20 protein-coding genes are annotated in these 18,688 nt (G+C 22.7%); 15 read left to right on the top strand and 5 right to left on the bottom strand.

Features of this window, described 5'->3' with window-relative positions; genetic code table 11:
• Positions 1-617: 617 nt before the first annotated feature.
• On the bottom strand, positions 618-1,634 hold the full coding sequence (locus tag IQC44_RS09190) for a ParB/RepB/Spo0J family partition protein (protein WP_198306067.1): 1,017 nt from the start codon (positions 1,632-1,634) through the stop codon (positions 618-620).
• A 9-nt stretch (positions 1,635-1,643) separates the two neighbouring features.
• Positions 1,644-2,558, bottom strand: coding sequence for a ParA family protein (locus IQC44_RS09185; RefSeq protein WP_198306066.1), 915 nt, complete (start codon positions 2,556-2,558; stop codon positions 1,644-1,646).
• A gap of 232 nt (positions 2,559-2,790) precedes the next feature.
• Here IQC44_RS09185 and IQC44_RS09180 point away from each other — a divergent pair, with 232 nt between their 5' ends.
• Complete coding sequence (locus IQC44_RS09180; protein WP_141051728.1) at positions 2,791-3,207, top strand: NUDIX domain-containing protein; 417 nt, start codon at positions 2,791-2,793, stop codon at positions 3,205-3,207.
• Positions 3,208-3,280: 73 nt separating this feature from the next.
• On the opposite strand, the gene IQC44_RS09175 is transcribed toward IQC44_RS09180, so the two are convergent.
• Together IQC44_RS09175 and IQC44_RS09170 are read right to left on the bottom strand one after the other, a co-directional pair.
• Positions 3,281-5,041 (bottom strand): hypothetical protein, encoded by a 1,761-nt coding sequence (locus tag IQC44_RS09175; protein ID WP_198306065.1) that lies wholly within the window; start codon positions 5,039-5,041, stop codon positions 3,281-3,283.
• Positions 5,035-8,499, bottom strand: coding sequence for a DEAD/DEAH box helicase family protein (locus tag IQC44_RS09170; protein ID WP_198306064.1), 3,465 nt, complete (start codon positions 8,497-8,499; stop codon positions 5,035-5,037). Before IQC44_RS09170 ends, IQC44_RS09175 begins: the two co-directional genes overlap by 7 nt.
• A 673-nt stretch (positions 8,500-9,172) precedes the next feature.
• Between IQC44_RS09170 and IQC44_RS09165 the strand changes: the two genes are divergently transcribed.
• The 5 genes from IQC44_RS09165 to IQC44_RS09145 all read left to right on the top strand — a co-directional run bounded on the left by IQC44_RS09165 (position 9,173) and on the right by IQC44_RS09145 (position 12,502).
• Complete coding sequence (locus IQC44_RS09165; RefSeq protein ID WP_198306063.1) at positions 9,173-10,816, top strand: ATP-binding protein; 1,644 nt, start codon at positions 9,173-9,175, stop codon at positions 10,814-10,816.
• Positions 10,813-11,031, top strand: coding sequence for a hypothetical protein (locus IQC44_RS09160; protein ID WP_198306062.1), 219 nt, complete (start codon positions 10,813-10,815; stop codon positions 11,029-11,031). The genes IQC44_RS09165 and IQC44_RS09160 overlap by 4 nt, the downstream gene beginning before the upstream one ends.
• Before the next feature lie 303 nt (positions 11,032-11,334).
• A complete protein-coding gene (locus IQC44_RS09155) occupies positions 11,335-11,730 on the top strand; it encodes a hypothetical protein (RefSeq protein WP_198306061.1) in 396 nt (131 codons plus the stop codon).
• Positions 11,731-12,192: a hypothetical protein gene (locus IQC44_RS09150; RefSeq protein ID WP_198306060.1), complete on the top strand. Its 462-nt coding sequence runs from the start codon at positions 11,731-11,733 to the stop codon at positions 12,190-12,192.
• A 10-nt stretch (positions 12,193-12,202) separates the two neighbouring features.
• Positions 12,203-12,502: a hypothetical protein gene (locus tag IQC44_RS09145; RefSeq protein WP_125296409.1), complete on the top strand. Its 300-nt coding sequence runs from the start codon at positions 12,203-12,205 to the stop codon at positions 12,500-12,502.
• 49 nt (positions 12,503-12,551) lie between these two features.
• Here the strand turns inward: IQC44_RS09145 and IQC44_RS09140 are convergent, their stop codons facing one another.
• The gene (locus IQC44_RS09140; protein ID WP_198306059.1) at positions 12,552-13,229 is read right to left on the bottom strand and encodes a hypothetical protein; all 678 of its coding nucleotides are present in this window, start codon (positions 13,227-13,229) and stop codon (positions 12,552-12,554) included.
• A gap of 99 nt (positions 13,230-13,328) precedes the next feature.
• On the opposite strand from IQC44_RS09140, the gene IQC44_RS09135 reads away from it, so the two are divergent.
• The 9 genes from IQC44_RS09135 (at position 13,329) to IQC44_RS09095 (ending at position 18,673) form a co-directional block, all read left to right on the top strand.
• Positions 13,329-13,676 (top strand): SLOG family protein, encoded by a 348-nt coding sequence (locus IQC44_RS09135; protein ID WP_198306058.1) that lies wholly within the window; start codon positions 13,329-13,331, stop codon positions 13,674-13,676.
• 28 nt (positions 13,677-13,704) lie between these two features.
• On the top strand, positions 13,705-14,166 hold the full coding sequence (locus IQC44_RS09130; RefSeq protein ID WP_198306057.1) for a hypothetical protein: 462 nt from the start codon (positions 13,705-13,707) through the stop codon (positions 14,164-14,166).
• Positions 14,167-14,241: 75 nt separating this feature from the next.
• Complete coding sequence (locus IQC44_RS09125; RefSeq protein ID WP_198306056.1) at positions 14,242-14,538, top strand: hypothetical protein; 297 nt, start codon at positions 14,242-14,244, stop codon at positions 14,536-14,538.
• Between the two features lie 68 nt (positions 14,539-14,606).
• Entirely contained in the window at positions 14,607-15,533 is a 927-nt protein-coding gene (locus IQC44_RS09120; protein ID WP_198306055.1) for a WCX domain-containing protein, read from the top strand.
• A gap of 26 nt (positions 15,534-15,559) precedes the next feature.
• Complete coding sequence (locus IQC44_RS09115) at positions 15,560-16,366, top strand: hypothetical protein (RefSeq protein WP_198306054.1); 807 nt, start codon at positions 15,560-15,562, stop codon at positions 16,364-16,366.
• Positions 16,363-17,283, top strand: a complete 921-nt coding sequence (locus IQC44_RS09110) for a PD-(D/E)XK nuclease family protein (RefSeq protein ID WP_198306053.1) — start codon at positions 16,363-16,365, stop codon at positions 17,281-17,283. Before IQC44_RS09115 ends, IQC44_RS09110 begins: the two co-directional genes overlap by 4 nt.
• A gap of 83 nt (positions 17,284-17,366) precedes the next feature.
• A complete protein-coding gene (locus IQC44_RS09105) occupies positions 17,367-17,978 on the top strand; it encodes a hypothetical protein (RefSeq protein WP_198306052.1) in 612 nt (203 codons plus the stop codon).
• A gap of 15 nt (positions 17,979-17,993) precedes the next feature.
• On the top strand, positions 17,994-18,239 hold the full coding sequence (locus IQC44_RS09100; protein ID WP_105915056.1) for a hypothetical protein: 246 nt from the start codon (positions 17,994-17,996) through the stop codon (positions 18,237-18,239).
• The gene (locus IQC44_RS09095) at positions 18,236-18,673 is read left to right on the top strand and encodes a hypothetical protein (protein ID WP_198306051.1); all 438 of its coding nucleotides are present in this window, start codon (positions 18,236-18,238) and stop codon (positions 18,671-18,673) included. Before IQC44_RS09100 ends, IQC44_RS09095 begins: the two co-directional genes overlap by 4 nt.
• Positions 18,674-18,688 lie beyond the last annotated feature (15 nt).

Here is an 18,688-nt window from a genome sequence, read left to right as displayed (position 1 = left end):
CTAATTTCTTATGTCTATTTATACCTTTGACATATAAATTGAGAAAAACTATTCATTATCTCTATATTTCTGCTATTTTGTCTAAAAGTTCTCTTTTTATATGTTATATCTATAATTTACTTCTTGCTATTTTCAATTACTTACCCCAAAGTAGGGCATTTGTATATTCTTCTCATACCTTTATAAATTCTATAGCTTCGATTATATTGGATATTTAACTATAAAGTTCTAATTTCTTATGTCTATTTATACCTTTGACATATAAATTGAGAAAAACTATTCATTATCTCTATATTTCTGCTATTTTGTCTAAAAGTTCTCTTTTTATATGTTATATCTCCATCAATAATATATGGCTATTTCAAAGATATAAGTAAGATAAATTAAATAAATAAAAAGGTAGTTATATTTCTCATTATATATGTTATATCATATACTTTGAGATTCAATAGTTCTCTATTTTTAAGTCATAACATCTCAAATGAGGTGTTATATTTCTCATTTCATATGCAGCTAATGTTATTCAAACGGCTATTTCTTCGTGCTTTGAGGAGTTCTTATAAACTTTAATAAAAATACTTATAAAAAGGAATAAACTCTCTTAAAGAAAAGAGAGATCATTCTTTAATTTTAGAGTTTATTTCAAGATATAATTTTTCAATATCTTTTAATTTACTATCAATAAAAAATTTATCTTCATTTGATAATCCTGAATAAACTTTTTTAGATAATTTCTTTGAATAAAAACTTACCTTATCAAATATATTTTTATTTAAAGGCTCATCTTTAGTAGCAGATTTTTTTAAATTATCTATATAAACTTTTAATTCATTTACAGATAACTTTTTATTTTTGAGTACTTCTAAAATTTTTGTTATTTCAGCTTGAGTTTTTAATTTAGATTTTATAACTTTTGCTTGGCTATAAGTTATTTGCTCATCAATTAATGCTTGTTTAATCAAAGGATCAAGTTTTAAAACAGATAATCTATCAACAAATGTAATAATATCAAATCGCCCTATTTTTTCAAAAACATTACTTACATTTTTATGTAAAACTTTTTCTTCTTCATTTAAACTACTTTTCCCAGCTTGGAAATTTTTTACTTTATTTAAAAAACTTTTTACACTTTCAATATCACTAAAATTACAAGCTAATTGAATATGTTCTAGAATAGATAGAGTTTCATCATATGTATTTAAATCTTCTCTATTTAAGTTTTCACTAGATCTCATAAATCTAGCCAATTCATCACTTACATTTTCTAAAATTATTGCTGGTACTTGTTTTGAACCATTTAATTTTAAAGCTCTAATTCTATTTTCGCCATGAATTCTTTCTAATTTTCCATCTTTTTTTCTTAACATTACAGGATTAAGTAATCCTGTACCTAAAATACCAGCATCAACTTCTGCTAGTTTCGAAATATTTTCTGCTAGTTCAAGTAATTTTGATTTTGAATAAGATATTCTATTGTGCATTAATATATCATTGTCTAATTTTAATTCAGAAATTGAATCAATATCAACCAATATAATATTTGTATTGTTTTTTAATAATATATCTTGTTCTGCTTTTAATTCATCAATTGTGTTATTAATTGAAGTTATTCTTTGAGGTTTAACTTTTGCCATATTTAATCCTTAATTTAATTCATCTGCAATATTATCAATCATTAAAATTAAATCTTGATTTTGTGATCTTTGGAAATCCATAATATAAGGAACTAAAAAATATTTTAAACTAGGGGCTTCTTGAACACAAGATTTTTGTGGGAATGGATTCATAACTTTGCAATTTAAATTTCTTAAGTTTTGTGTTTCATGAAGTAGAGTAGGGATTCTTTTTATTTCAGCAAGAGTCTCTTTTGCATCTGTAATTCTTTTATCAAACATATTTGGTACTAAAACAATTTTTTCTAAATTCTCTAAATTTTCTGTAACAAATATTTTATCTAAAGTTCTAAAAAAACCAACCATTCCGTCTGTATCAACGTTTTTAGTTGGAATTGGTATTAAAATTGATTTTGCACATTTTAAAATAGAAGTTGTAATTATCCCAAAAGAGGGTGGGGCGTCTATAATGATTTTATCATATTGCGATTTTAAGCTTTCAATAAAGTTTGATAAAATATTAATTTTTTCATCTCTTTTAAATTCATCAGATTCTGTTAAATTTAACAACTGAAAATTAGAAGGGAAAAAATCAATTTCTAAACTATCTTCAAGATAGTGAGGTTGTAGCATTTTCCCTTTATTAGGATTGTCAATATATTTTGTTGTTTTTATAGTAATTGGAGTAACTTTTTCATTTCTGAATATATTTGTTATATTACTTACGTCATATTTTAGAATACCATTTTCTTCAGTGTATGTAAATGCACCGTAAGAATAACCAAAGAAAGCACCTGAAAGTGTTGCTTGTGGATCAAGGTCAATCAATGCTGTTTTATAACCTTTATTTGCGTATGAGTACGCTATTGCTTGTGAAAAAGTTGACTTTCCAACTCCACCTTTTTGAACTGTAACACCAATAACATCACCTAATTTTTTAGACATTTTATTCCTTTATTCGTTATGTAACGAGTAATTTTTGTATTATTTTATCTAAATAAAAAATTTATTTCAAGTAATACTTGATATATATTTATATATTTTTAAAATTTGTTTTTTTTATGTAACTAATAAATTGATTATAATAGCTTAATAAGATAATTTTATGTTACTATTTATTACTCGTTTCATAACGAATAATTAAATTTTGTAAAAATTATTAATCTTAGGTTGAAATATGATAAAAACACCTTTTTTAGCAGTAGATGGAATTATAAAACTATATGATCAAAATGAAAATTTTAGAGGCATAATTTTAATTGAAAGGCTTAATAAACCTTTTGGAATAGCAATTCCTGGTGGCTTTGTTGACATTGGTGAAACTGTTGAAAATGCAGTTATAAGAGAGATGAAAGAAGAAACTTCTTTAGATATCACTATTGAATCATTATTAGGAGTTTATTCAGATCCGAAAAGAGATGAGAGATTTCACACTGTATCAGTTGTTTATGTTTGCAAAGCTTATGGAAATCCTAAAGCTCAAGATGATGCAAAAGAAGTCTATGTATACAATTTAGATGAAATACCTTTTGAGAAATTAGTTTTTGATCACAAAAAAATAATCTTAGATTTTTTAGAAAATAGGGCAGAGTGAAGAATGTAATGATCTTAACTCCGTTTTTCCTAGAATCATAAACTTATTTACTCGTTATGTAACGAGTAAATATTTACAAATTGATTTTTAAAAATTCTCTCAAATATTTTAAGATAAAAGGCAAAACTGTAAGCTCCTTATTTCTTACAAAATATTCATCTAGTGAATTCAAATAGGCAATACAATCAAAATTTTTATCACTAAAGTAAACTTTTCTTATTATATTTGCTTTTGTTGTACTTCTTTTTAAATTATCAATACTTGTTGAACTAAAATATGTTAAACAATTGTTGTCAACATGGTAATTTATACCAGAACCAGCTGTTGTAAATTTTTTATATTCATTTCTTCTTAATCTAGGACTATCTTTATTTTCTATAAATTTATTATATATTTTTAATGACTCTTTTATATTTGGAAGTATAAATTCATTAGTTCTAGTTATTGCAAAATAATCGTTATTTTTAAATGCTATAAACTCTATATTTTCAAAATTATCTTTTAGCTCTTGAATTCTATTTATTTTAAATCTATCAAATAAATCTATATTTACTATATTTATGTTGTTATCAATGATTATTTTTTCCCAACAAGTATCTTCTGAATCATTTTTACAATCTATTGGAACAAAAAATTCGAAATCTTTAAATGATTTCCATTTTGATGATAAATAGAAACTACTTTTACAAATTTCATTTTTTATTAATAGTTCTTTTAAAATAGCTTCAAATAAAATATTATTTTCATTTAAAATAGTCTTACAATTTTTATATGAAATAACTTGAGTAAGTTTGTATCTCTTTTTTAGATCTAAATATGGGTCGTTATTATTTTCATATTCATTTTTTTCATGTAAAAAAATGAAAGTAGGTATATGATGATTTATTTTATCCACAAACATAGCTTTAATCTTTTTATCAAAAAAATTCTCTATTTTTGAAATTATTTCAACTTTATATTCATTACTTAATTTATTTTCATAATCAAATAATTGAATATATTTATTTTTTAAAAAAGCCTCTTTTATAAGTTTTGTTAATTCTTTAACTCTTTTTTCCTTATTTAAATATGTTTCATGTTGAATGAAGCTTTCTTCTTTTAATTCAAATGTTAAATATTTTGATAGTCTATTATTGATACCTTCAAGAAAAAGTCCTAAATATCCTACTTTTGAATTTAAAAAGTCATCTTCATAATTAATAAAATTTATAGAACTTTTCTTATAGCTACTTTTTTGTATAAACAGATCAGAACTTGTGTCAAGTGGATTTACAACTCTAATTAATCTATTTCCTTCTAAACAATAAAAAATATATTTATTTGAATTAAATTTAGTACACTTTATTTTTGTAAAAGTTGAAACATTTAAAGACAATAAACTATTTTTATCAACACTAAATTTAAGCGTTATAACTTTACTTTTTTCAATTTTGTGAATAACAAAACAACCATTTTGAAAATTTCCAAGAGTGAACATATTTCCACTCGTTCCATAAAGTACTAATAATATATTTATTAAAAAATAGGGTGATATTTTATTAATATTTTGATTATCCACTAGTTTAATATCACAATTTAATTTTTCCAAATCATCATTATCTTCTAACTTGTAAATTTCTCTTTTTTCTGTTAGTAAATATATATGAAATACTGATTTATAATAAGCCAATACATTAATGTTTTTTTTCAATAAATTCCATATTTTGCCATAATCAGCTTCTAATTTATTTTTATTTTTTGGAATTTCAATTTTTATTAGATCATAATCTTTTAGTATTTCACTACCATTAATTTTATAGTCAACTTTATTTGTCCAATAATTTTGTGTTAACATCCTATAATCTCCCTAATAATTTCTATCATTTTGATATCTACATACGGCTTATTTTTATCTTTTGAATTAACTAAATAAGGTATTACTACGACATTTTCATGTGATAGTACCGAAATTTCTGCTTTTATTTCAGCTTCAGCGAAAATATTTACTATAACTGCTTTGTTAAGTCTATTTATTTCTAACTTATATTTTGATCTATCAATAATATTTTTAGTACTATAATTTAAACTTTTTTGTGAATAATATTTAAAATCAAAGTAAATTCCTTTTTTTTCATATTTAAAATCAAAGCTCTCAAATTTTTCATAAATATCACCATTTAATTGTTCTAAATTAATATTACAATATTTTTCAATTATATATTTTCCAAAAACTTCTCCTAATGCACCTTTATATATATTGTTGAAGGCATTTGGAATAAGTAAAGTGTTATACTTGAAAGTAGTTGCTATATTATTTTTGATTGCAAATTCATTTAATTCTGGGCAATTTCTAATTAAATGTAAATTAGCAGCTTCTTCTGATATTTCAACTTTACTGTAATTATCTTTTTTATTTAAAGAAATATCTTTATAATTATTTGCTTGATAGCATACATATTTTTTATCATTAGTTTCTATGTGACAAATTTCATTTAGGTTTAAATACCCTTTTAAATTTAAATCATAAATTGATTTTAGTGTTGGATTTTGTAAAAAAAATACTCTAATACCATTCCATATTTTCTGCATATCAGATAAGTTTTCTTCACTGATAGGATCTTTGAAAACTTTTAATGAATAGTTTATTAATTGATTTAATTCATTTGTAAGTCGATTTAATTCGTTTTCAAAGATTTTTTCTTTTATTGAATTTTCTTTAACACTATAATCTTTATAGTGATTTAGAAGTTTTAATGTAGATGGTAAAAGTGGTATTTCATGATTTGCAAATTTGCTCAAAATTTTAGTTAATTTATTATCTACAAATAAAAACATATCGCTATTACTATTTGTTCTATGAAGTCTTCCAATAGCTTGAATAATAATTTGCATTGTTGCTTCAATACTATCTTCTGTTTCTTCATATACACTAGAGTATTTTTTTTGTCCATTAAATAAAGATTTTAACTCTGATTTATACTCTTTCTCACTAAGATTATAATTTATATATAAACTTTCTATTTGAAAAATTCCTTTTAATTTTTCTTCTGTAGATTTTGGTGATCTAACCATAATTTTTGTTGGTTTTTCTAAAAATATCGCATCAAAATCTTTTTTTAAAATTTTTTTATCTATATTATCATTAACATCTATTGATTTTTCAATATTATATTCTAGATTTTTACCAGTTCCAATCCTTTTATAAACTGCATAGACAAAAATTTTCTCATTTTTTTTATTTGATACATAATTCTCATAACTATTTTCTGTCTCTTTTTTATATTCAATAAAAAAAATATGTTCTTTTTTTTGTATTTCTATAATATTTTTACCATATTCTTTAATTTTATTTTTTAGATTTTTTATATAATCATTTTTTGGTTCAATGTAATTAATTAATTCAACAAGCAAATGTATTAAATATTTATAATTTATATTGTCATCCATAAAATCATCTTTTATGTATCTGTTTGAGAAATAAATCATACTATGTATCTTATCTTCTTCAAGAAATTTTTTGTAACAATCAATAAAGTTCATATATTGCCTCAAATAAAATTCTTTTATAGATAAGCTTTCAATATAACTAGAGATAGTAATATCAGAAGAGTAATTCCTTCTACAAAATTCTCTTATAGTATCTTTTATTTTTAGATCATCATTGATAGTTTCTATGTGAAAATTTCTATTTCTTTGATGTTTGCTATCCAAATAAAGTTCTTGCATGTGTAAAATTTCATTTTCTGTAGGCTGATAAAAATTTGTATTTGATTTTAGATATTTAATATCAAAGTTATTTATTACACTATTTATATTTGCTGTTGCAGAAATTCCTACAATCATCATTTTTTTACTTGCATTTAACAAAAGATCTTCAGGAGTTGACAAAAGATGGAGATATTCTATATCAGTAATATTTGAAGCTATATATTCTTTGTTAATGTTTATTAAAGAAAAGCCATTTTGATAAAAATTCCATTTTCTTTTACCTAAATCCTTTTTAAACTTATTTCTTAAAAATAGATCATTTTTTATTCGATTTTTTAAATAAGTGTATTTTTTATCTCCGATAGATAATCCAAAAATCTTTATATTATTATGGATAACAGCATTAGCATAGTTATCTAAATTTAACTCGTCTTTAACAAAAGTATCATTTTGACTATATGTTTCAATTTTTTTGTAAATATCATTTATACAAAATTTTATATATCTAGTGATAACTTGTGTAATATCTTTTAAGAGATCAGAAAAAGGGAAGGAATTAACAGTTTTTTCCTTAATTATTAATAGTTGCTCATTTTTATCATCAACCTCTACATATAGTTTAGAAGAATCTCTTTGAAAGCTAAAATTACTAAAATTTGAATCTATCAAAAAAGGTAGAGTATCTAGTTCATTATTTACAAGCTTCGTATCAATTACATATTTCAATTTTTTTTCATTATATATTTCTTCAAATTTCAATTTTATTGGATTAAAGTGTTCTAAATCATAATTAAATTTATTTTGATATGTCATATTTTTGAAAGTATCAGCCATTAATCTAAACAGTTCAATTATATCAATAGATGTTGATAGCGATTTGCTAATAATTGAATCTAAATAGTAATGTTTTTGACTATCAAATTCATCTAAAAATACTAAAGCATTTTTGAATTTTTTAAAGTCCCATAAATAGCTACTAGATGAAATAGTATTAATTTTATTAGCAAATTTACTTGCAGTTGTAAGTATTATTGTATATTTTTCAATATCTAATGATTTAAACAGTATTTTCGCATCTTTTAATAAATTATCTTTTAGTTTTTTATTATCTTTATAGTCAAAATACTGTTTTTTAATTTTATTTAATAATAAACCTCCTGCCTTATTTAGTTCATTTTCATCAAAATTGTTTAATGATTTATTTTCTTTAAAAATTTTATAGCTTTCCAAAATTGTTAATAATTTTTTGAACTCTTTATAATCAGAAAAACAAAAAATTTTATCACGTTCTGAACTTTCATACCAATCTATTAATTCATCACTTATTGATTTTAGCACAAAAACTTTATTTTGAACTTCTGTACTCAAATTTTTGAGTAATTTATTTTTAAAATCATTTAAAGTATTTTTTAAAGGGATTGCATAAATAAACTTTTTATCATTTGTAATATTTTCTTTAATATATTCAATAATAGCATGCGTTTTTCCACTACCTGTTGGAGATGGTAATAAAAATAGCCCATTGTCTATATTTATAGTATATTTTTTTATTAAAGATAGATTATATTCTGTTGTTTCATAATTTGATGTATTATTTATGTTCATAAAATTTCCTTTACTATTTTCAATACTTTATCATATTTAAGTTACCAAACTATGTAATTCATTTTATAAAATAAAATTAATTCAACTTCTGTGTTTTTATAACATTTGATATAAATTATATAAAATACACACTTTTTTATATAAAACATACTGACTTTATTATCAATCCTCTTTGATAATATAGACTATCATACAAAAAATCTCTTTTTTGTGTAATTTTTGAATAAGTTGGTAAATACAACTTTAATAACTTGCTATAAACCAGTTATAATTACACTTATAGATTTAGCTATTTTATAATTGGAAATTTAAATATTTTTTTGAATATAAATCAATGTTACTTTTTTTACTGAATTTTTAAATTTTTGAATAAAATAATATTTATATCATTTAACCATTCAACTCTTCACTAGCATATCTAATAATATCAACACCATATTTGTCTCTTACTTTTAATAGGTTTTCATTTAATGCTTTATATTTTAGATCTTTTTTATAATCTATTACTGAAAATGTTTTTAAGTTACTATATGAATTTGCAAAGTTAGATGCACTTATTGCTATATATTCATTATCAAAATTAATTATTTATTAAAATGAATAATAAATATGGACAATTAATTGTCCATATAAAAGTTTAAACTTCTAATATAAAAAATTAGGAGTTTAACAAATGTCAAGCTTATATTCAAAACTATCAGTATTAAAAGATGATGAAAATTTTTTCTTAAATAGTAGAACAAATAAAACAGTAAAAGAGATTCAAAAAGAGTTAAATATAACTATTGATGAAGCTATGGTTTTATCAATAATTATCTCATATCAAATTCAAGATACATACTCTACAAGTTTTGATAGTCTAAAAAAAGATTTTAAATTACAAAGTGATGAGTACTTAAAGTATTTAAATATTGCATATAAACTTGAAAAAAAAGGTTTTATTGCATTGGCTGAAGAGAGAAGAAGAGGAAGAAGCTCAAGAATAAGTCCTGAATTTAATGTTGATGATATGATTTTTAATAAATTAATTTTAGGTTATGACTATTTAGATGATGTTGATTTTAGTGATATATATAGTGTTGTAAAAGTTATTGCTGAATTAATTTATAAAAAAGATGATAAAAAATTAACAGAATTTAGATTGGTTTCTGAAGCAAATAGAGTTTTTGATAAACTTGATATAAAAGAGGAATTTACAAAAGCTATTTTAAAATATTCAACAAAAGAGAAATTAATCATAATGTACCTTATTTATGAGTATATTGATGGAAATAGTGGTGAGAGAGCAAACAGAATTTGCGAAATATTTTTTGATGATTTGTCACATAGAGCAAGATATTTAGAGAGTATATTAAAAAAAGAGTTGGATATTTTTAAAGATAAATTAGTGCAACTTGAAGAGAGAAGTGGTCTTTTTGATTCATCAACTGATATACAATTAACACCAAAAGCAATTGCTTTGCTTCTTAAATCAAAAGATAAAAATAAAAAACAAGAGTTTAAAGCACAGTTTACAAAACATATAAAATATAATAGTTTGAAAAAAGAGATATTTTTGGATGAAAGAATAGCTCGTGATATTAATCAATTAAAAGATGTTTGTAGCTCAAAGAATTTTAATAAAATTGTAAAAGATTTAAAAAAAGCAAATTTGCCATCTGGTATTGTCTCTATTTTTTATGGATTTGCTGGAACAGGTAAAACAGCATCTGTTTATGAGATAGCAAAACTTACAAAAAGAGATGTGCTTCAAGTTGATATTAGCTCTATTCAATCAAAATGGGTAGGGGAGAGTGAAAAAAACACTAAAGCAATATTTGATGAGTATTACAAAGCTTGTGAGATTTTAAAATCAAAACCAATATTGCTATTTAATGAAGCAGATGCAATCATCTCTAAAAGATTAGATGTAAATGATGCAGTTGGTCAAATGAATAACACTATGCAAAATATCTTACTTGAAGAGTTAGAGAACTTTGATGGTATTTTTATGGCTACAACAAATCTAATAGATAATATGGATGATGCTTTTTCAAGAAGATTTTTAAATAAAATCAAATTTGATAGACCAACAGCTAAAACTAGAGAGTTTATCTGGAAATCAAAATTACCTGAACTTGAAGATAAAATCTATGAAAAACTATCAAAATATGATTTAAGTGGTGGACAAATAGAGAATGTAACAAGAAAATATCTAATAAATAAAATTTTAAATCAAAAAGAGTTTGATTTTGATGAAATACTAGAGTATATAAAAGAAGAGATTGAGTTTAAAAATAATGATGAAAATATTTTAAAAGTTGGGTTTTTGAAATGAAATTAAAAAGAGTATTTAGAAAAGAGTTTTTTATAACACTCTTTATAAAACAAAATAAACATCATAGATTTGGAGTATTACTTCATACTTTAGCACTTGTTTATCATACTACAAGACATAAACAATATAAGATGATACCATCAGCTTTTTTACATGATATTGGAAAACCTATTATTACATTTCAAGACGAGAAAGATAAAATAACAGGTGAATAATCTTTTCATAATCATGAAGAACTTTCATATCAAGTTATTAAAAGTTGAAAAATCTTAACTTACACAAAAAATCTTGTTAGGTATCATTACCTAATAAGAGGAATGTACAAAGCCAAAGAAAGAAATCAAATAGGTAAATACAAAAGAATGAAAAGGTCTTATGATAAATTGGATTCATCTTTTATCAATGATCTTGAGCTATTTATGAAATTTGATGATTTAGCTAAAAAATCTTTCTAAATAGACAAAAAACTGTCCATATAATCTCATATAATTTTTCTATAACAAATAGGAGAATAATACATGATACCTTCAAAATTAATTACAAAAGAGAATGCAAAAAAACGCTTAGAGCAAAGAGGTCAGGATTTTATGGCTATTTTTGTTTCTGGTTCAAATGTTCATCCTGATCCCAAAATGTATAAATATTACTGGTGGATATACTCTATGGAATCAAAAGAAAAAAGTGCAGCTGAAGTATTTTATTCAAAAGCATATAGATTAACTACAAAAAAGTTTGAAGAAGAATCAATAAGATTACAAGACAATAAAATTTCTTTTGCGTATGTAAATAGAAAATTACATAGATTAGGTACAACTTTTGATTATAAAAAATTAAAAGAGAAATATCCTGATATGGAATTTGCACCAGCTTATGAAGATGATAATGATGAAATGATAGAGAATGGACATAAATAAATGCAAAATCTATCCAAAACTCAAAAAGTAAGATTATTAAAATTAAATCTTAGATTACAAAATCTTCAAGAAAAAATCATAAAAGAAGCAGTAAAACTAGATATTGAATTATCTAAAAGAGTATCTGATGAAACTGATATTCTTGATGATTATGAAATTGATTTAAAAATACATTTTATTTTAAGAAAAGATGATAAAAACTACAAAGAAGATGATGATAATTTTGTTACAGTTATAAATGAATACCTAAAAGGTATATCAAAAAAATCAAATACTTATCCTTGGAGTTTAGAAGATAATCATAATGAATTTAGGGAATGGGAAAATCATCCTATGAAAAATGATTATCATTGTTGGTGGTTTCATTGTCTTTATGACCATAATCATTTAGAATGGGAAGATATGTTAAAAATTGGGGAATTTTGGAGTGATTTAAAAGTTTATTATCAATATTTTGATTAAGGAGTCTATTTTGCAAGGAACTTGGAAAACAAAGAAAAAACATATTCAAAAAGATAAATTTGAACAAATTGTTAAAACTATTAAATATTTAAATCCAATAAAATTTAAAAAAGAACTATCTGTATCTTATTTAGAAGATTACAAACTCAAACAATCAAAATGCCCAAATAATCCTAGAAAAAAAATATATAAAAAAATCGTAAATACAAAAGATAGAAGAATAAAAAGAGATTATTTAAAAAATATGGAATTTGAAAAAGAAATTCCAACACATAGGCTTTCTAAATCTATTTTAAGGGAGATTATATAGCTATAAAAAAATTAATTAAAATTTCTGTAAATAAAATATTACAGAAACTTTAGATTTTGATATCAAGCAATTTTAAACAATCTTGTACTGAAATTTTATTTTCTTCATCTTCAATAATTGCATAATCAGTTTCATCTAAATCAACACTTGCTTCAATTCCATTTATGTAAAATCCATTAATATAATGTGGTAAAAACAGATAACAAATCTCATCTTTTTGAGCTTTTGTTTTAAGAAGTGATATATTTAAAACAGGATAGTTATCAAAATATTTCAAGCAGATATTTTCTAAAGATTGTTTTGAAAAACTGTTTAGTAGTTTATAATGAAAACTAAAAATAGGGTGTTCCATTTTATGAATAAGTTCTTTTAGATGCCAATAATATTTTAACTCTTTAAATATATTTAAAAAGTTGTCAATTATGCTTTTGTAATGTTTCTCTATCTTTGGTATATGTTTTCCAGCTCCAAACTCAAAATCTTTCCAGATTGATTTATCTATAGGAACTAAAGATTGTTTTATATTTGACCATGAGTATAAAGATATCTCTGCTTTTAAATCATTTGATTTCTTTGAAAGAATTAGTTTAAAAAATATACCTAAATCTACTTTTTTATTATCATTTTCAAGTACCAATTCATCATTTGCATTTATAAAAAAAGATTTATTGTTAAATTTCTTGTTTTCTAAAAAGTTTTTCAATGTAATTGAATATCTTTTTTGCATAGCTTGCCTTACTGTTTTTCTTTAATTATAAAGATAAATATAGACAAAAATATGTCTTTATAAATAAATATAATTGTTTAAATCTTTCAAAGGAGAAAAATGTCAAATGTAGCAATAATAGGAAGTAGTGATTTCAAAAATAAAGAGCTTCTTGATACTACTATGAAAAAAATTCAAGAACAAAATACTATTACAAAAATCATAAGTGGTGGAGCAAAAGGTGCTGATACTATGGGAGTTCAATGGGCGAATAAAAACAATATAGAAACATTAGTATTTTATCCTGATTTTAAAAAGCACAAAAGAGCTTATCATTTTAGAAATAGACAAATTGTTATACAATCAGATTTAATAGTTGCCTTTTGGAATGGTTATTCAACAAGAACAAAATATACAATAACTTTTGCAAAAACTTTAGAAAAAGAAGTAATAGTAGTTAAATATTAACAATTAAAAAAAATAAAAGGAACAAAAAATGCCAAGATTATTAAAAACATTAACTGAATATGTAGCAACTATAAGGAAAAGAGAAACTTATTTTATGGTGTTTAATACTGTTTATAATGATATTTATGCTTTTGGAAACGAACAAAATTCTGCTGAAAATGGAATATTTGGATATTTAAATAAAAAGTATGTAAACAATATAGCTAGAGATGAGTTTATAAATTTTATGAAAGATAATTTTCCTAATGTAAAACTTGAAGAGGTATTTGATATGGTAAGTCCTGGATATATGGTTTATCCATATTTAGGAACTATTGTTATTGATTGTAAAAAAGATGATGAAGTTTATAATGCTATTTGTAAAAAGTATGAAGATGAATTAGGTAATCCACTTTCAAAAGATGCAGTTTTTTGGTCTATTAGTTATGAAATTGCTTTAAAAAACTATAATGAAGTAAAACAGATGTGGGATGATGAACTTGCAGACTAAGATTAATTAAAATAGACAATAATATGTCCAGATAAAAATATAAATAATTCTTCATTTCAAGATAATATATCTGTGGTGATAGATACTTTAGATTTTTTAAATGATGAGTTAAATGAAAAAATCCAAAAACTAAATGAAATAATAGCTATTTGCAAAGATTACTCAAAATTAAAAAAAGAAGAGAAAGAGCTAATAAAAGATAGTTATTTTTTTGCTAGATATATTCAAATACTTTGTACTACAAACTATTATAAATATTATTTGGATAACTATTTTGATATTTATGCTTCTATTGAAAATGAGTTACAGAGTAGTTTTTGGCTCTCTTTTAAAATTTATATTAGGAATATTTTAAAATATAGGACAAAATAGTGTCTAAATTATATAAGGATTTAATAAATGTTATGTAAAATAAAAACTATTTTACGCAAAGGAAAATAGTGCCAAAAATTATTCAAAAACAAAACGACAATACAAAATACAACAGAATAAATCAAATCTACTCCATGTTGAAAAACAATGTTCACGGATTTACAATTGCTGAATTAGCAAAAGAGTTAGATGTTAGTACAAAAACAATTCAAAGAGATTTATATGAAGTATTAAGTGATTTAGGAGCTATAAAAGAGGGAAGAATTTGGAAGATTGATCCAAAACTTGCCTCTGATGATTTAAATACAAATGAAAGACTCATTCTTGGTATTTTAGATGAGATGGCAAAGAGTGCTGGAAATATATTTTACTCAAAAGCTCACTCGCTATTATCTCAAATTACTCAACAACTAGATCACCCAATATTTACAAATGTAAATGGTGAATATCTTGAAGATAAAACTGTTGCTTTGTTTGAGAAAATAGAAAAAGCTATTAAAGAAAAAGAGGAGATAAAGTTTGATTATGAAAAATATAATTTTCATGTAAAACCACTAAAACTTGCATTCTTTGATGGCTTTTGGTATTTACTTGCATTTCATATACAAAAAGATAAAGAAATTTTCAAAAAATATCACCTAAAATCTATAAAAAATATAGAAACTCTTAATTCAAAATTTGAAATACCTGTTATAGTTGAAGAGAGATTAAAATATGCAAATAGTGTTTGGTTTAATTTGGATGTTCAGTTTAGAGTAAGATTGTTTATAGATAAACAAATTAGAAAATATTTTGAAAGAAAACCTCTTAGAGGTCAAAGTATAATTGGAGAAGATAGAGATGGCTCAATAGAAATAGAGATAAAAATTTCAAATAATATGGAAATACTCCCACTTATTTTATACTATATTCCATATATAAAAGTGTTAGAGCCACAAAGTTTAGCAGATGAGATAAAAGATAGAGTACAAGGATATTTGGAAGAGATATTATAAAACATAAAAGACAACAAGGAATAAATATGAAAACACTAGAAAAATTTATCGTTGAATATATAAATAATAAGTTTTATGAAAAAAATATAGATATATTAGAATATTTAAAGAATAAAAGAAATGATTTTTTAAATGACAATATAATTGAAAAAATTGATACTTTAAAAGAAAATCTCCCTAAAGAGATAGAATCTTTTTATAAAGATATATTTTTGAAATTTATTTTAAATGAAATGTTAAATCAAAAAGATGATAAAAAAATCCATGAATGGATTGTAAAAGATTGGGGAGGAATTAAAACTCATAAAGATTTTAATACATTAAAGGAATCTATGAAAAATTATAGTTTTGATAGAATTTCAAGCTGGTCGAAAATTGCTTCTTTTAAAGATCTTAGTAAATATGTAATATATGATTCAAGAGTAATTTACTCTTTAAACTGGATAATTTTTAAATATAATAAAAAATATAATAAAACTGAAAAATACTTCTTTCAACCAAGTGGTAGAAACAAATTATTAACTTTACTGCCTGTTGATTCAATTATCAATTTTGGAAATATAGAATGTTTAAAAGTTCATAGTAAAGGCGATGATATATTTGGAGATATTTATTTTCAAAAATCAGAATGTTATTTAAAAATGTGTGAATTAACTAAAAATTTAAATAAATTAATTTTTAAAGATATAGAAATTCAAATTAAAGATATGAAAATACAAGCAGAAAATTATCCATTTTTTACTGAAATGTTATTGTTTCAAATTGCAGATGATATTATTTTTGATGATATAAAAGATTCTATAAGTATTAATGTAAAGGAAATAAAAATATGAATATATTTAGTGTATTGAGTATGGGAAAATCAAGATTACATGAAACAAGCATGTCAGCAATGTTAGCTTATTTATTAAATCCAAATCAAGATCATGGAGTTGGAAATAAATTTTTAAAAAGTTTTCTTGAATTATCAAATGAAAATAATATTTATTCTATATACATAGAAAAAATAGGATCAACTCAATTAAAATTTGATATAGATTTAGAAGTTCAATATTATTACGATGGGAAAAGAAGTGATATTGATGTTCAGATTAAAATATTTGATAACAATTGGAATGAATTACATAGAATTATAATAGAAAATAAAATAAAAACTGGTGCAGCAAATCCAGAACAATTAAAACAATATTATGAAGCAGTAATTAATGATGAAAATGAAGAAAAGATTTCTGAAGATAAATTATCTGTAATATTTATAACTCCAGATTTAAATAATAAAATTTTGGAAGATGAATTTGATAATCTAAAAACAGATAAAAAAACTTGGATTTATTGGAATAGCTCTTTGGAAGATAAAAATACTGTAGTGAGAATTATTCAATCTATTTTAACACAAGAGCAAAATGCAGAAATATCACCTATAAACGAATATATGAGACATACATTTAAAGCATTTGCTTATTTTGTAAATAAAACTTTAGATACATCTGTGAACAAATTTAGATTTGGTGAAGATATAGGCGAAATTAAAAAAGAAATTTCACTTGAAATTGATAATAAATTATATAAATTAATTTTAAGAGATAGTGGACAAATCCAATTATTTGATGAAAATGATATAAAAGTAGTTGCAAGACCACTCTTAATGAACTACTTAAAAAAAAATAATATAAATATCACAGATAAAAAAACTACAAGACAGTATGGGCAAGAAATTTTTGCAATATTAAAAGCAAAAGAGATATTTTAAAGAAAAAAAGATATTTAACTAGACACAAATATGTCCAGTAGTTTATTTATAATCTCTTATAAATAAATCTACAAGGACAAAAAATGATAAAAGACATACTATTTCTTACAAAAAAAGTTTTTGATGAAGCTTTGATAAAAGAAGAAAATTTACCAAATCCAAAAAAAGTTTATGATGTTTATAGAAATCTAAAAGATGTTATAAGTGATTTAAATTTAGTTGCAAATCACTATTTAGCTTTAGATTTTAGTGAGCCTTATTTGCAAGGTTCATCTTGGGGAGAACCTATTGATAAATGGAGAAAGTTTTTTAATGAAGATTTGGAACAATTAAATGAATCTGTTAAAAAATATTTACATAATCTTTCACATTTAGGACATGGTGATTTTGGATTTGAAACATATGTAAACAATATTTATAGTGCAAAAATATATTATGCTTTTGTAAGAGATAGATATAGTGTTGGTTTTGTTGAACCAAAGTGTAGTTTTTTACATATAAACAATCTAAAAATCGAACTAAATAAAATAGAATCATTTTATATTTCAGAGCATAAGAAAATAGATTTATCTACTTATGAAGCAAGAGTAAATTTAAAAGATCATTTAAATATTATAAAAAATGATTTAGAAACTGAACTAAAAAATTTAAAGAAGTATATTAAAGATAGATATACTTTAGATGATTTATTATAAAAAAAGGGCTTACAAATGATAATAGATTTTTTAAGAACAATTATAGGTGTAGCGTTAAAATTATTAATGTACCCAATAATATTTGGTGGAGGTTTAGCTCTTTTAATATATTCTTTATTGGCTATAAAAAAAGATATAGAGATTAAAAATATAGTATTTGCACAAGCATATGAAGAGAAATATATGTTTAAAAGTCCTAAACTAAAAGAGAGTTATGAAGATTGGACAAGAAGAATGATAAAAAATGGAGAAATAAAATGATTGAAACAGTTAAAAGTATTTTTAAATATTATATTGCATATTTTATCTTTGCATCAATTCTATCTTTTATAATTGCATATTTTTTTATTGCACCATATATGGGAAACGATAAAGCTCTTGGACTTAATAACGAAAATACATATATTTTATTAAAAAGTGAAAATATAAAAATAAAAGATGAAAGTGTAAATGAATATATTAACGAGAGATTATCATATTACAATAAATATTTAGAAAATGAAAAAATTAGAGTAGATAGCTTATTAGAAAATAAGAGAACTTTATTAAAAAATGGGATAACTTTTGAACAACATAAAGATATAGATTGTTCTATAAATTTTTTTATTGAAAAAGCTCGAATATTAGGCAAAAATAATTTAGTAAAAGAGTACACAAATTTAAGAAAAAAAGAGATGCCAGAGTGCATCTATTAGTTTATTATAATTATT

The sequence above is a fragment of the Arcobacter vandammei genome (assembly GCF_016106035.1).
In the GTDB taxonomy this organism is placed as follows: Bacteria; Campylobacterota; Campylobacteria; order Campylobacterales; family Arcobacteraceae; genus Aliarcobacter; species Aliarcobacter vandammei.
The sequence above is the reverse complement of the archived record's forward strand: the minus strand, read 5'-3'. Positions and strand labels throughout refer to the sequence as shown.

What these genes read in the sequence shown, in the direction of transcription:
- IQC44_RS09140 (WP_198306059.1), bottom strand. Translation starts at nt 13,229, where the DNA reads ATGCAAAAAAGATATTCAATTACATTGAAAAACTTTTTAGAAAACAAG.
- IQC44_RS09185 (WP_198306066.1), bottom strand. Translation starts at nt 2,558, where the DNA reads ATGTCTAAAAAATTAGGTGATGTTATTGGTGTTACAGTTCAAAAAGGT.
- IQC44_RS09135 (WP_198306058.1), top strand. Translation starts at nt 13,329, where the DNA reads ATGTCAAATGTAGCAATAATAGGAAGTAGTGATTTCAAAAATAAAGAG.
- IQC44_RS09180 (WP_141051728.1), top strand. Translation starts at nt 2,791, where the DNA reads ATGATAAAAACACCTTTTTTAGCAGTAGATGGAATTATAAAACTATAT.
- IQC44_RS09110 (WP_198306053.1), top strand. Translation starts at nt 16,363, where the DNA reads ATGAATATATTTAGTGTATTGAGTATGGGAAAATCAAGATTACATGAA.
- IQC44_RS09175 (WP_198306065.1), bottom strand. Translation starts at nt 5,041, where the DNA reads ATGTTAACACAAAATTATTGGACAAATAAAGTTGACTATAAAATTAAT.
- IQC44_RS09165 (WP_198306063.1), top strand. Translation starts at nt 9,173, where the DNA reads ATGTCAAGCTTATATTCAAAACTATCAGTATTAAAAGATGATGAAAAT.
- IQC44_RS09105 (WP_198306052.1), top strand. Translation starts at nt 17,367, where the DNA reads ATGATAAAAGACATACTATTTCTTACAAAAAAAGTTTTTGATGAAGCT.
- IQC44_RS09160 (WP_198306062.1), top strand. Translation starts at nt 10,813, where the DNA reads ATGAAATTAAAAAGAGTATTTAGAAAAGAGTTTTTTATAACACTCTTT.
- IQC44_RS09170 (WP_198306064.1), bottom strand. Translation starts at nt 8,499, where the DNA reads ATGAACATAAATAATACATCAAATTATGAAACAACAGAATATAATCTA.
- IQC44_RS09130 (WP_198306057.1), top strand. Translation starts at nt 13,705, where the DNA reads ATGCCAAGATTATTAAAAACATTAACTGAATATGTAGCAACTATAAGG.
- IQC44_RS09155 (WP_198306061.1), top strand. Translation starts at nt 11,335, where the DNA reads ATGATACCTTCAAAATTAATTACAAAAGAGAATGCAAAAAAACGCTTA.
- IQC44_RS09190 (WP_198306067.1), bottom strand. Translation starts at nt 1,634, where the DNA reads ATGGCAAAAGTTAAACCTCAAAGAATAACTTCAATTAATAACACAATT.
- IQC44_RS09150 (WP_198306060.1), top strand. Translation starts at nt 11,731, where the DNA reads ATGCAAAATCTATCCAAAACTCAAAAAGTAAGATTATTAAAATTAAAT.
- IQC44_RS09100 (WP_105915056.1), top strand. Translation starts at nt 17,994, where the DNA reads ATGATAATAGATTTTTTAAGAACAATTATAGGTGTAGCGTTAAAATTA.
- IQC44_RS09095 (WP_198306051.1), top strand. Translation starts at nt 18,236, where the DNA reads ATGATTGAAACAGTTAAAAGTATTTTTAAATATTATATTGCATATTTT.
- IQC44_RS09115 (WP_198306054.1), top strand. Translation starts at nt 15,560, where the DNA reads ATGAAAACACTAGAAAAATTTATCGTTGAATATATAAATAATAAGTTT.